We start from the raw sequence: 12,605 nt of genomic DNA, 5'->3' as shown, positions 1-12,605 counted from the left end.
CGCCGCGTCACCCCACGTCCGTTTATGAATTCTTCTCATTTCCGAATCGGAAATGTCATAGCTTGACGACGTGAGCAAACGACCCCTTGCCGCCACTGGTCGAACCGTTCCCCTCCTCCGCGCCGGGCTGATCGCCGGGATCGTCGTCGCCGCCGCGCTCTATCCGTTGGCCGCCGTCACCGGCATCGGCGCCAAGGCCACCGCGCACGCCGTCGAGCAGAAGACGGACATCCTCCGCGAGGCGCTGCCCGCCGAGACCTCCTACCTGTACGCGCCCGACGGCAAGACCGTGCTGACCATGTTCTACGAGGAGTACCGGCAGTACACGAAGCTGCGGGACATGTCGCCGAACATCCAGCAGGCGATCGTCGCCGCCGAGGACAACCGCTTCTACCAGCACCACGGCGTCGACCCGAAGGGCGTCGCCCGGGCCTTCGTCGCCAACGCCCACTCCAGCGGCGTCTCCCAGGGCGCGTCCACGCTGACCATGCAGTACGTCCGGATGGCCCTGCGGGACAGCGCCAAGACGCCGAAGGACGTCCAGGAGGCCACCCAGCAGACCAGCCTGCGCAAGGTCAAGGAGATGCGGATGGCGCTGGACGTCGAGAAGTCGCTGACCAAGGAGCAGATCCTCGAGCGCTACCTCAACTCGGCGTACTTCGGGCACCGCGCGTACGGCATCTACGCCGCCTCGCAGATCTTCTTCTCCAAGACCCCGGCCACCCTCACCCCGGTGGAGGCGGCCACCCTCGCCGGCCTGGTCAAGTCCCCCTCCGAGTACGACCCGATCACCTCGGACCAGAAGGACGCCACCGGGCGGCGCAACTACGTGCTCGACAACATGACCCGCCTCGGCTACATGTCCCCGGACGCGGCGGCGGCGGCGAAGAGCGAACCCATCCAGCTCAAGCTGACCACCCCGGCCAACGACTGCGCCTCGGTGCCGAAGAAGTTCAACAGCTGGGGCTTCGCCTGCGACTACGTGAAGAACTGGTGGAGTTCGCAGCCCGCGTTCGGGGAGAACCGGCTGGAACGGATGGACAAGCTGCGCCGCGGCGGCTACCACATCGTGCTGAGCATCGACCCCAAGATCCAGGAGGCGGCCGAGAAGAACGTCGGCGCCCAGTACGGCAGCCCGTTCGCCAACGGCATCGTGGTCACCGAGCCGGGCACCGGCCGGGTCAAGGCGATGGCGGTGAACCGGACGTACTCGCTGGACCTCGACGAGAACCCGCCGACGTCCAACCCGGAGGCCGACCCGAAGGTCAAGGCGAACTATCCGAACACGGTGGCGCCGCTGCTCGGCGGGGGCACGCTGCCCGGGTACCAGGCCGGGTCGACGTTCAAGATGTTCCCGATGCTGGCCGCTCTCAATGAGGGCATGCCGCTCTCCACCACGTACAACTCGCCGTACCGCTACCAGTCCAAGGTCTACGACGGCTGGGCCCCGTCCAACGCCAGCGGCGCGATGACCGGCGTGCAGACCATGTGGTCGGGGTTCGGCAAGTCGGTCAACACCTACTTCGTGCAGCTGGAGGAGCAGGTCGGGGCGGACAAGGGGGTCCGCCTCGCCGAACAGCTCGGGTTGCGCTGGCGCACCGACGTCGACCGGGATCACGCTTCCCCCCAGAAGGCGAAGAAGTGGGGCGCCTTCACCCTGGGCGTCTCCGACGCCACCCCGCTGGAGATGGCGAACGCCTACGGCACGATCGCCGCCGACGGGCGCTACTGCGAGGCCATCCCGGTCAACTCGATCAAGAACCGGGACGGCACGCCGACCATGTACCGGACGGCCGGCGGGGTCGAGCGGGAGGTCGCCAAGCCGCGCTGCCGGCAGGTGGTGAACGCGGACGCGGCGCGGGCCGCCACCGACGCCGCCCGCTGCCCGACCGGCGACACCCCGGCCAAGGGCGGTTGCGGGGGCTGGTCCACCGCGGACAGCGTCCGGGGCACGGTCGGCCGCCCGGTGGCCGGCAAGACGGGTACCACGGACAGCACCCGCTCCGCCTGGTTCGTCGGCTACACCCCGGAACTGGCGGCGGCCAGCTTCATCGCCGACCCGGACAACCCGTTCAACGCCGTGGGTGACGGGCAGTCCCAGATCCCGATCGACGCGGTGGCCCAGACGCTGCGCGACGCGCTCAAGGGCCAGCCGGTTCGCCAGTTCACCCCGCCGTCGGACCAGATCGTCGGCTGAGCACCGCACCGGACCGCCCGGGGGTGCGCCCGGGCACCGGTCAGGGGGTTCGCGTCCGGACGCGAACCCCCTGACCGTCGTCGCGCCCGGGCCGCCCGCTCAGTGCAGGTCCGCCGCCACCAGGGACCACAACTCCAGGTCCGCCCGGGCGCCCCGGACGAAGCCGGCGTTGCGCAGCAGCCCCTCGTAGCTGAAGCCGGCCTTCTCGGCGACCCGGCGGGACGCCACGTTGCCCGGCGCCACCCGCAGCTCGATCCGGTGGAAGCCGTGCTCCAGCAGCAGCGCGATGGCCACCGCGTCCACCGCCTCCGCGGCCAGGCCGAAGCCCCGGGCGTGCGGGGCGACCGCGTAGGAGATCTCGGTGAGCCGGGCACCCCAGTCGGTGCGCCGGGTCCACAGGCAGCCGACCACCCGGTCGTCCTCCCGGCGGACCAGCGCGTAGTGGTCGCCGTCGCCGCTGTCCCGGCGCTGCCGGGCCAGGTCCGTGCACCAGGCCCGGCCGTCGATCCGGCCGGTCGGCTCGGCCAGCGGCAGCCAGCGCTGGGTCTGCCGGTCGGCGAAGACCTCGTGGACCGCCGCGACGTCCGCCGGCACGTGCCGGCGGACCTCGGTACGCGGGGTGGAGACGGTCAGCGTCGGAAACCGGCGGACCGCGACCTGGCCGATCACCGGGTCGCCTCGGCGCCCTCGACGCCGGCCGGCTCGGCCGTGGCCGCGGCGACCAGCCGGCCGGCGATCTCCGGGGCGGCCGCCCAGTGCAGGCTCAGCTGCGAGGCGTGCACCCCGCGCCAGACGAACCCCTCCGGCGTGCCGCCGTCCCAGCTCCACGCCGGGGTCTGCCCGGCCCGCGGGGTCAGTACGGCGGCATGCTGCTTGTGGCCGACCAGCACCGCCCCGGCCGGCGCGACCACGCTCGGCGTGCAGGCGGTGGCCTCGCGGTAGCCGACGACGAGGCCGTCCCGGGTGTGCCCGGCGGCGTCCAGCACCCCGCACATCGGCGCCCCGTCCAGCTCCCGGGCCAGCCAGAGCAGGCCGGTGCCCTCGGCGAGCACCGGCCGGCCGGTGCGCGCCAGCTCGGCCACCGCGATGCACAGCCGGCGGTTGGCGGAGAGTTGCTCCGCGTACGCCTCGGGCAGGCCGGCGCCGACGACCAGCGCGCGGGTGCCCGCGGGCAGTTCCTCGTCACACAGCGGGTCCACGGTGACCACCTCGGCCCCGGCGGCGCGGAGCAGCTCGGCCGTTTCGGGATGGCTGTAGCTGCCGCCGGCGACCCCGGCGACCGCGACGACGGGCGCACCGGGGACGGCGACCGGCTCCACCGGCTCGGGCGACCAGGCGGTGACCGCCAGCGGCGGCGCCGAGCGGGCCAGGCCGAGCAGCCGGTCCAGGTCGACGGTGGCGCTGACCGCGTCGCCCAGCCGGCGCACCGCGCGCACCGCCTCGGCCTCGCCGCCGATCGCCGGGAGCACCCCGTGCCGGCGGGCCGGCAGCACCGGGGGCAGCTCGTGGCGGCGCAGCGCCCCGTAGACCGGCACGCCCAGGTCGTCCAGCGCCTCCCGCAGCATCGTCTCGTGCCGGGGCGACGCGACCCGGTTGAGGATCACCCCGCCCAGCCAGAGCTGCTCGTCGTACGCCCGGAAGCCGTGCACCAGGGCGGCCACCGACTGGCCCATCGCCGCGACGTCCACGACCAGGACGACCGGGCTGCGCAGCCGGAGCGCGACGGCGGCGGTGGAGTCCTCGTCGGGGCGGCCGGAGACCGAGTCGTAGAGGCCCATGGTGCCCTGGACCACGGCCAGGTCGGCTCCGGCGGCGCCGTGCGCGAAGAGCGGGGCGAGCCGGTCCGGGCCGGTCAGCCGGGCGTCGAGGATCCGGCCCGGCCGGCCGGCGGCCAGGCCCAGGTAGGCGGCGTCGACCTGGTCGGGGCCGACCTTGAAACCCGCGCCGGTCAGCCCCCGGTCGGCGAGCGCGGCGAGCAGGCCGATGGAGAGCGCGGTGGTGCCGTGCCCCGAGGCGGGCGCGCTGAGCACGAGGCGAGGCACGGCGGTCATCATCGACTCCTCGGTGCGACGGGTGCGGATGGCGGGTGCGGGTGGCGGTCGGTGCGCGGCGGGAGCGGTCGCCGGCGTGACGATACCGGTCCGGTGCGACCGGTGGCGGCCGTCGCACCAGCGGTCCGGTCGGTGTGACTGAGGGTCACCGGGCCACCGCTCGGGTGGTGCCGGTCATACGGGTAGCCTCGTGCTGTGTACCGGTTCCTCCTGACCCCCCGCTGGCTGGGCTATCTGGCGCTCGCGCTGGTCGCCGCCGCGGTGATGGTCCTGCTCGGCAACTGGCAACTGGACCGTTACCGCGCGCGTACGGCGGTGAACGAACAGATCGACGCCGGGGCGCGGATGACCCCGGTGCCGGTGACCGACGCGCTGGCCGCCCCGGCCGGCGGTCGCGGCACGGCCGGGCCCGCCCCGGCCGAGGCGGTCAACTGGACCAAGGTCACCGCCACCGGCCGCTACGACACCGACAACCTGGTCCTGGTCCGGGGCCGGACCGTGGACAACTCGGTCGGCTTCGAGGTGCTCACCCCGCTGGTGCTCGCCGACGGCTCGGCCGTCCTGGTGGACCGGGGCTGGATCCCACCCGCGCCGGGTGGCGCGATCGCCCAGCCGACCGTGCCGGCCACCCCGGGCGGGGAGGTGACCGTGGTCGGTCGGGTGCACCCGGGCGAGAGCGGCGGCGCGGTCGACCGGCGGGACGGCCGGCTGGAGACCCGGCGGATCGACGTGTCCCGGCTCGCCGGGGAGCTGCCGTACCCGGTGCGGGGCGCGTACGTGCTGCTGGACGAGCAGACCCCGGCCGCGGACCCGACGTTCAAGGCCATCCCGATCGGGCACACCAACAACTGGCAGAACTTCGGCTACGTGATCCAGTGGTGGATCTTCGCCGGGATGACCCTGATCGGCTACGGCTGGGCCGCCCGGCGCGAGGCCCGGGGCCGGGCCGGGCTGAACCGGCCGCAGCCGCCGGTGGACCGGGCCGCCGAGCCGGCGCCACCTGCGCCCGCCTGACCGGGACGGGCCGCCCGCCGGCGGGTCAGCCGCCGGCGACCCGGCCGGCGTGGATCGCCCGGACGGTGTCGACGGTGTCCGCCTCGGCGGCGGTCTTGTCGTGCCGGTAGCGCAGCACCCGGGCGAAGCGCAGCGCCATCCCGCCCGGGTAGCGGGTGCTGGTCTGCACCCCGTCGAACGCGATCTCGACCACCTGCTCGGGGCGCACTCGCACCACCCAGTCGCCCCTCTCCACCGCGAGGGCCAGGAAGCGCTCGGTCTGCCAGCGCAGCACCTCGTCGGTCAGCCCCTTGAAGGTCTTGCCGAGCATCACGAACTCGCCGGTGGCCGGGTCGCGCGCGCCGAGGTGGAGATTGGACAGCCAGCCCCGCCGCCGGCCGCTGCCCCACTCCACCGCCAGCACCACCAGGTCGAGGGTGTGCCGGGGTTTCACCTTCACCCAGGCCGAGCCGCGCCGCCCCGCGTCGTAGGGCGCCGCCGGGTCCTTGACCACGATGCCCTCCTGGCCGGCGTCGACCGCCGCGGCGAACGCCGCGCCGGCCTGCTCGGCGTCGTCGACCTCGACCCGGCCGACCAGCAGCGACCCGTCGACCGCGCCGGCGAGGGCGGCCCACCGCTCCCGGCCGGGTTGGTCGATCAGATCCTGTCCGTCGAGGTGCAGCAGGTCGAAGAAGTACGGGGTGAGCACGGTCGAACCGGTGGCCCCGGCGGCGGCCAGCGTGGCCGGGGCGGCGGCGGCCGGGCCGGTGGTGCTCGCCGTGGTGCGCCGGGCGGCCCGGCCGGCGGTCTCCTGGAAGGGCAGCGGGCGCCCGGCCGGGTCCAGTCCGATCGCCTCGCCGTCGAGGACCAGCTCGCGGCCCGGCAGGGCGCGGACGGCGGCGACCACCTCGGGCACCCGGGTGGTGATCTCGTCCAGGCTGCGGGTGAACACCGCGATGTCCGACCCGGACCGGTGCACCTGGATGCGGATGCCGTCGAGCTTGACGTCGACCATCGCGGGAGCGCCGGTGGCGGCCAGCGCCTCGTCCACCGACGGCGCGCTCTGCGCGAGCATCGGGGCGAGCGGGCGGCCGACCTGGAGCCGGAAGGCGGCCAGCGCGGGGGCGCCGCCGCCCAGCGCCGCGACCGCCACCGAGCGCAGGTCACCGGCGAGCAGCAGGGCCCGCCGCACCGCGGCCACCGGCACCTCGGCGGCCCGGGCCACGGCGTCGGCGAGCAGGCCGGCCTGCGCACCCTGGCGCAGCTCGCCGCTGAACAGGCCGATCAGCAACCGCTGCTCGTCGGCGGTGGCGGCGGCGAAGAGCCGGTGCAGCAGCGCGCGCCGGCGGGCCTGCGAGCCGGCGCCCGCGACCGCCGCGATCTCGTCGATGGCGGCGTCGACGCCGGCCACGGTCAGCGTCGGGGTGGCCGCCGGGGGCGGCAGGTCGCGCAGGCCGGCGTAGCCGACGCCGGTCTGCCGCTGGCGCAGCTCACCGGCGAGCCAGCCGGAGCCGGCCGCCACCTCGCCCGGGTCGAGTGAGCGCAGGGCGGCGGCGAGCAGCTCCACCTTGGCCCGCCGGCCGCTGGTGGCGCCCACCGCCGCGGAGGTGGCCGCCAGGTCGAGAAACCGCACGTCCACCATCCTGCCAGCCAGCACCGGCACCGCCCGGCCGGTCGGTCCGACCGGAACGGCGGAAGCTGGGCCGGTCGCGCCGGGCGGTGCGGCGGAAGCTGGGCCGGTCGCGCCGGGCGGTGCGGTCAAGACCGGGGCCCGCCGCCCGCCGCCTCAGGCGGGGACCGGCTCCTCGATCCGCAGGCCCCGGGCGCGGACCTCGTCCGCCACCCGGGTCAGCTGCGCGTCGATGGCGACCAGAGCCGCGGAGAGCTCACCGAGCTGTTCCTTGAGCGTGTCCTCGGGCCACGCGGAGACGTCCAGGTCCCCCAGAGCGCGGACGGCGGCCTCCAGCCGCACCATCACCTCATTCGTACGCATGTTCGAAAGGCTATAACACCCCTGCGTCCGACACACCGCAAACTTCCCGACCGGGCGGGAAGTTACGGTTTCGACACCTCAGGCCGGGACGCCGACGCGGGCCACCTTCGCCAGCAGCAGCGCCTCGGCCAGGCAGACCCGGGCGAACTCGCCCAGGTGCAGGCTCTCGTTCGGCCCGTGCGCCTGGGCGTGCGGGTCCTCCACGCCGGTGACCAGGATCGCGGCCCGCGGGAAGAGCTCCTGGAAGGTGGCGATGAACGGGATCGAGCCGCCGATGCCGATGTCCACCGGGGCGGTGCCGTCCCAGGCCTCCCGGAAGGCGGCCCGGGCGGCGTCGAACATCGGCCCGGAGGCGTCGATGACGCACGGGGCCCCGTCGTGTTCGAAGGTCACCGTGACCTGGGCGCCCCACGGCGCGTGCTGCTCCAGGTGGGTGCGGAGCGCCTGGTACGCGCGCTTCGGGTCGTCGCCCGGCGCGAGCCGTACGTTCAGCTTGGCCTTGGCCCACGGGACCAGGGCGTTCGCGGCCTCGCCGGTGGCCGGCGCGTCGATGCCGAGCACGGCCAGCGCCGGCTTGGTCCAGATCCGGTCGGTGATCCGGCCGGTGCCGACGAGCGAGACCCCGTCGACCACGCCCGCCTCGGCGCGGAACCGGTCCTCCGGGTAGTCGACGGCGGCCCCCGCCCGGCCGACCATCCCCTCGACCGCCACGTCACCGGCGTCGTCGTGCAGCGTGGCCAGCAGCCGGGACAGGGCGGTCAGCGCGTCCGGCACGGCCCCGCCGAACATCCCGCTGTGCACCGCGTGCCGCAGCGTGCGGACCTCGACGAAGCAGTTGATCACGCCGCGCAGCGAGGTGGTCAGCGCCGGCACGCCGACGTCCCAGTTGCCGGAGTCGGCGATCACGATGACGTCCGAGGCCAGCTCGTCGCGGAACTCCGCCAGCAGCGCCTCCAGCGAGTCGGAGCCGTACTCCTCCTCGCCCTCGATGAAGAGCACCACCCCGACGGGCAACTGGTCGCCGAAGGCGCGCAGCGCCGCCACGTGCGCCATGACGCCGGCCTTGTCGTCGGCCGCGCCGCGGCCGTACAGGCGGCCGTCCCGCTCGACCGGCTCGAACGGGTCCGACTCCCACAGCGACAGGTCGCCGACCGGCTGCACGTCGTGGTGCGCGTAGAGCAGCACCGTCGGCGCGCCGGCCGGGGCTGGCTTCCGTCCGATGACGGCGGGCTGCCCGCCGCGCCGCACCACCTTGACGTCGAGGTCGCAGCCGCGCAGCAGCTCGGCCACCGCCTCGGCGGAGCGCTCGACGTGCGAGTGGTCGAAGCCCTCGAAGGCGATGCCGGGGATGCGGACGAGGCGCTCGAGGTCGGCGCGTACGCCGGGCAGTTCCTGCTCGACGGCGGCCCGGATGTCGGACTCGGACATGATCGGAGGGGTCATGACCGGCATCGTATGCCGGGCCTTACCGGCGGGCATCGCCGGAGCCGGTCCGGAGCCGGCGGGCATAGTAGCGCCGGGCGTCGTGCGGCAGCACCGGCGCGCCGTCGACCACCAGGTCCACGGCGGCCGGCGTACCGTCGGCGGCGAAGTGCGCGCGCTCCCCGGCGTGCCAGCGGAGCAACTCGGGCAGGATCTCCGGCCCGTCCCGGGTGAGCGCCCGCTCCCGGCGCAGCAGCGCGGGCGCGGTGACGAAGACCGACAGGCTCGCCTCGGGCCGCACCACGGCCCGGGCCGCGCTCACCCCCTCCACCAGCAGCACCGGCCCGACCGGCACCGCCACCTCCCGGTCCAGGAACCGCCGCCGGACCCAGCTGTACCGGCGGTAGGCACCGGGCCGGCCGGCCCGCACCGGGGCCAGCACGCGCTCCTCCAGCCGGGACCAGAAGGTGAGCTGGTCGTCCCAGCCGGCCAGCAGGTCGTCGGTGCGGACCACCGGCGGCGGCCCGCCGGTGGTCGCGGTGAGGGCGTCCGCGAGGCGCGTCGCGAAGACGCTCTTGCCCGCGCCGCTCGGCCCGTCGACCACCACCAGTCGGGTACGCCCCAACCGCGCCGGCCCGGCCAGCACCCGGCGGGCCAGCCCGGCGTACGCCTCGAACCCGACCACCGTCACGCACCGACGCTAGCGGCCAGCCACGGTCCGGTGACCGCCCACCCAACCTCCGGGTGATTCTCCGGGGCGGGCCGGTTTTGCCCGGCGCGCCCGGCGGCCTGCAGGGATGATCGGGAGGTGCTTCCTGACGTGATGAGTCCGGGTGTCGACGCCCTGCTGGAGCAGGCCCGCGCCGGGCTGCGCCGACTGACCCCGCAAGAGACCGTCGAGGCGGTCCGGGCGGGCGCGTTGCTGGTCGACACCCGGACCGATGCGCAACGCCGGGAGCAGGGCGAACTGCCGGGCGCAATCGTGATCGACCGGACCGTGCTGGAGTGGCGGCTGGACCCGGCCAGCGCGTGGCGGATCCCCGAGGCCACCGCATACGACCGGGAGATCGTGGTGGTGTGCCGGCAGGGCTACAGCTCCAGCCTCGCGGCGGCGAGTCTCCAGGTGCTGGGGCTGCGCGCGGCGACCGACATGATCGGCGGCGTCGAGGCGTGGCAGGAGGCCGGGCTGCCGATGTCCGACGCGCCGGCCGACGTCCGCCACTGACAAGTCGCCCCGAGTCGGTCCCCGGTCGGCGGGCCGGTGCGCGGTCAGCCGGCCGGGGCGCCGGGTGGGACGAAGGGCAGGCCGGCGGGCGGGCCGGATTCGATCAGCCGCCAGAGCGCGTCGGTGTCGAGGTGCTCCTCGACGAGGTCGCCGAGGAGGTCGAGGGTCCGCTCCCGAGCCGCCGCGAAGGAGACGTCCGGGGCCACCCGGAAGCCGTGCCGGCCGGCCGCCCGGGCCACGCCGGTGAGGAACCGGCGGCGGAACCCGTCGGACTCGAACGCGCCGTGCCAGTGGGTGCCGTGCACCGCGCCGAGCCGGGCCCCCTCGCCGGTGCCGTCGGCGTGTTTCAGCAGCGGCGGCAGCCCGGGGTCGGCGGCGGAGACGTACCCGTGGTGGATCTCGTAGCCGCACACCGGCTCGCCGTCGGCGGACCCGACCACCTGGCGGACGGTCTTGCGCGGGTCGAAGGTGATCTCGACGGGGAGCAGCCCCAGCCCGGGGACGCTGCCCCGCCCGCTCTCCACCGGGTCGTGGATGACCCGGCCGAGCATCTGGAACCCGCCGCAGATACCGAGCAGCGGCCGGCCCGCGGCGGCGTGGGCCCGTACCGCGTCGGCGAGGCCGGTCTCCCGGAGCCAGGCCAGGTCGGCGACGGTGGACTTCGTACCGGGCAGGACGACGAGGTCGGCGGCGGCCAGTTCGGCGGGCTCGACGGTCAGCCGGACCCGGACGCCCGGCTCGGTGGCGAGCGCCTCGACGTCGGTGGCGTTGCTGATCCTGGGCAGCCGGACCACGGCCACGTCCAGCCACTCGGTGCCGCGTGGCGCGGCCGGCCGGCCCAGCACCCGGCCGTAGGCGAGCGAGTCCTCCGCGTCGAGCCAGAGGTCCAGGTGCCAGGGCAGCACCCCGTACGTGGGCCGGCCGGTGACCTGGCACAGCATGTCCAGCCCCGGGCGCAGCAGGCCGAGGTCGCCGCGGAACTTGTTGATCACGAAGCCGGCGACCAGCGCCTGGTCGGCCGGGTCGAGCAGGGCGACGGTGCCGAACATCGAGGCGAAGACGCCGCCCCGGTCGATGTCGCCGACCACGACGGTGGGCAGGCCGGCGTGCCGGGCCAGGCCCAGGTTCACGTAGTCGTGGTCCCGCAGGTTGATCTCGGCCGGGCTGCCGGCCCCCTCGCAGACCACCACGTCGTACGCGGACCGCAGCTCCGCCAGCGCGGCGAAGGCGGTCGCCGCGAGCCGGGGCCGCAGGCTGCGGAAGTTGCCGGCGGTGACCGTGTCGACCGCCTCGCCGAGCAGCACCACCTGGCTGGACAGGTCGCTGCCGGGCTTGAGCAGCACCGGGTTGAACCGCAGGTCGGGGGCGAGGCCGCAGGCCGCCGCCTGCATGGCCTGGGCCCGCCCGATCTCGCCGCCGCGCCCGTCGGCGCCGACCACCACCGCCGAGTTGTTGGACATGTTCTGCGCCTTGAACGGGGCCACCTTCACACCGCGACGGTGCAGCCAGCGGCAGATGCCGGCGGTCACCACGCTCTTGCCCGCGTCGGAGGTGGTGCCGGCGACCAGCAGCCCGCCGCTCACCCGGCCCTCCCCCACCGGGCCGACGGCGCCGCCGCCCGGCCGAGCCGGGTCGCCGCGCGACCCGCGACCGCGCCGAGCCGGCCGGCGACCGGCGAGGCGGCGACGGCCAGCCCCAGCGCCGCCAGCCCCACCGTCCGGGAGACCTGGGCCGCTCGCTTCAGGTGGCGGGCGTCGGGGCGGGGGCCGTCACCGAGGAACGGGCGCACCTCGGACCGCCCGGCGTAGACGTTGCGGCCACCCAGCCGGACGCCGAGCACGCCCGCCATCGCCGCCTCGCACTGGCCGGCGTTCGGGCTGGGATGGTCGTTGCGGTCGCGCCGCCAGACCCGCCACGCCCGGTCCCGGTCCCCGTGCGCCACCGGGGCGACCGCGACGGTGAGCAGCCCGGTCAGCCGGGCGGGCACCAGGTTGAGCAGGTCGTCCAGGCGGGCGGCCGGGGTGCCGAACCGGGCGTACCGGGGCGAGCGGTGGCCGACCATGGCGTCCAGCGTGTTCGCCGCCCGGTAACCCAGCAGCCCCGGCAGGCCGGCGACGGCACCCCAGATCAGCGGGGCGACGACCGCGTCGGAGGTGTTCTCCGCGACCGACTCGACGGTGGCCCGGGCCAGTTCCGGCTCGTCCAGGGCGGACGGGTCCCGCCCGCACAGGTGGCCGAGCCGGTCCCGGGCGGCGGGCAGGTCGCCACCGCGCAGGGCGGCGCCCATCGCGGTGGCCTCCCGGCGCAGCGTACGGCCACCCAGCACCGTCCAGGTCGCCCCAGCGGTCAGCAGCGCCCGGGCCAGTGGCCGGCGGCGGGTGGCCAGGGTGGCGGCGGCGCCGACCAGCACGGGCGCCCCCACCGCCAGCGCGGTGAACATCGCGCCGGCGGTGCGGTCGGGCCGGTGCAGGCGGCGTTCCAGGGCACCGGCCGCCCGGCCGTAGCCGGCCACCGGATGCCACCGGCGGGGGTCACCGAGCCACGCGTCGAGGGCGTAACCCGCCACCAGACCCGCCGCGTTCGCCACTGCGGTCGACCGCCGCACCCGTACCACCTCCGGCCGGTCAGCCTAGACGATCTATTCCAAGGGTTCAGTGGTCGTACGCGGTCAGTGAGCGGAGTACGGGTTGGTTGGTGTGCCAGTTGTGCCAGATCACGGCGGTG

The 12,605-nt window shown here is 75.3% G+C and carries 11 protein-coding genes; 3 read left to right on the top strand and 8 right to left on the bottom strand.

Features of this window, described 5'->3' with window-relative positions; translation table 11 throughout:
* Positions 1 to 70: 70 nt before the first annotated feature.
* Positions 71 to 2,197: a transglycosylase domain-containing protein gene (locus tag AB0H57_RS23150; RefSeq protein ID WP_357509663.1), complete on the top strand. Its 2,127-nt coding sequence runs from the start codon at positions 71 to 73 to the stop codon at positions 2,195 to 2,197.
* 99 nt (positions 2,198 to 2,296) lie between these two features.
* Here AB0H57_RS23150 and AB0H57_RS23145 read toward each other — a convergent pair whose 3' ends face one another.
* Positions 2,297 to 2,866 (bottom strand): GNAT family protein, encoded by a 570-nt coding sequence (locus AB0H57_RS23145; protein ID WP_357509661.1) that lies wholly within the window; start codon positions 2,864 to 2,866, stop codon positions 2,297 to 2,299.
* Positions 2,863 to 4,248 carry a cobyrinate a,c-diamide synthase gene (locus AB0H57_RS23140; RefSeq protein WP_357509659.1) on the bottom strand — a complete coding sequence of 462 codons (1,386 nt, stop codon included), beginning with the start codon at positions 4,246 to 4,248 and terminating at the stop codon, positions 2,863 to 2,865. The genes AB0H57_RS23145 and AB0H57_RS23140 overlap by 4 nt, the downstream gene beginning before the upstream one ends.
* A gap of 195 nt (positions 4,249 to 4,443) precedes the next feature.
* Here AB0H57_RS23140 and AB0H57_RS23135 point away from each other — a divergent pair, with 195 nt between their 5' ends.
* Positions 4,444 to 5,262 carry an SURF1 family protein gene (locus AB0H57_RS23135; protein ID WP_357509657.1) on the top strand — a complete coding sequence of 273 codons (819 nt, stop codon included), beginning with the start codon at positions 4,444 to 4,446 and terminating at the stop codon, positions 5,260 to 5,262.
* Positions 5,263 to 5,287: 25 nt separating this feature from the next.
* Here AB0H57_RS23135 and AB0H57_RS23130 read toward each other — a convergent pair whose 3' ends face one another.
* From AB0H57_RS23130 to AB0H57_RS23115, 4 genes are all read right to left on the bottom strand, one after another.
* Positions 5,288 to 6,883, bottom strand: a complete 1,596-nt coding sequence (locus tag AB0H57_RS23130; protein ID WP_357509767.1) for an ATP-dependent DNA ligase — start codon at positions 6,881 to 6,883, stop codon at positions 5,288 to 5,290.
* Positions 6,884 to 7,027: 144 nt separating this feature from the next.
* Positions 7,028 to 7,234, bottom strand: a complete 207-nt coding sequence (locus AB0H57_RS23125; protein WP_222955556.1) for a hypothetical protein — start codon at positions 7,232 to 7,234, stop codon at positions 7,028 to 7,030.
* Between the two features lie 78 nt (positions 7,235 to 7,312).
* A complete protein-coding gene (locus AB0H57_RS23120) occupies positions 7,313 to 8,662 on the bottom strand; it encodes a dipeptidase (protein ID WP_357509765.1) in 1,350 nt (449 codons plus the stop codon).
* A 37-nt stretch (positions 8,663 to 8,699) separates the two neighbouring features.
* Positions 8,700 to 9,347 carry a hypothetical protein gene (locus AB0H57_RS23115; protein ID WP_357509655.1) on the bottom strand — a complete coding sequence of 216 codons (648 nt, stop codon included), beginning with the start codon at positions 9,345 to 9,347 and terminating at the stop codon, positions 8,700 to 8,702.
* 132 nt (positions 9,348 to 9,479) lie between these two features.
* Here AB0H57_RS23115 and AB0H57_RS23110 point away from each other — a divergent pair, with 132 nt between their 5' ends.
* Positions 9,480 to 9,881, top strand: coding sequence for a rhodanese-like domain-containing protein (locus AB0H57_RS23110; RefSeq protein ID WP_357509763.1), 402 nt, complete (start codon positions 9,480 to 9,482; stop codon positions 9,879 to 9,881).
* Positions 9,882 to 9,925: 44 nt separating this feature from the next.
* Here the strand turns inward: AB0H57_RS23110 and AB0H57_RS23105 are convergent, their stop codons facing one another.
* Positions 9,926 to 11,464 carry a cobyric acid synthase gene (locus AB0H57_RS23105; RefSeq protein WP_357509653.1) on the bottom strand — a complete coding sequence of 513 codons (1,539 nt, stop codon included), beginning with the start codon at positions 11,462 to 11,464 and terminating at the stop codon, positions 9,926 to 9,928.
* Positions 11,461 to 12,486: a cobalamin biosynthesis protein gene (locus tag AB0H57_RS23100; protein WP_357509651.1), complete on the bottom strand. Its 1,026-nt coding sequence runs from the start codon at positions 12,484 to 12,486 to the stop codon at positions 11,461 to 11,463. The genes AB0H57_RS23105 and AB0H57_RS23100 overlap by 4 nt, the downstream gene beginning before the upstream one ends.
* Between the last annotated feature and the right edge of the window lie 119 nt (positions 12,487 to 12,605).

The organism is Micromonospora sp. NPDC050686 (assembly GCF_040654475.1).
Lineage (GTDB): Bacteria > Actinomycetota > Actinomycetes > Mycobacteriales > Micromonosporaceae > Micromonospora.
The sequence above is the reverse complement of the archived record's forward strand: the minus strand, read 5'-3'. Positions and strand labels throughout refer to the sequence as shown.

Bases quoted from the DNA above. Each gene is read 5' to 3' on its own strand.
- AB0H57_RS23125 (WP_222955556.1), bottom strand. From the start codon at position 7,234: ATGCGTACGAATGAGGTGATGGTGCGGCTGGAGGCCGCCGTCCGCGCT.
- AB0H57_RS23110 (WP_357509763.1), top strand. From the start codon at position 9,480: ATGAGTCCGGGTGTCGACGCCCTGCTGGAGCAGGCCCGCGCCGGGCTG.
- AB0H57_RS23130 (WP_357509767.1), bottom strand. From the start codon at position 6,883: ATGGTGGACGTGCGGTTTCTCGACCTGGCGGCCACCTCCGCGGCGGTG.
- AB0H57_RS23140 (WP_357509659.1), bottom strand. From the start codon at position 4,248: ATGACCGCCGTGCCTCGCCTCGTGCTCAGCGCGCCCGCCTCGGGGCAC.
- AB0H57_RS23120 (WP_357509765.1), bottom strand. From the start codon at position 8,662: ATGTCCGAGTCCGACATCCGGGCCGCCGTCGAGCAGGAACTGCCCGGC.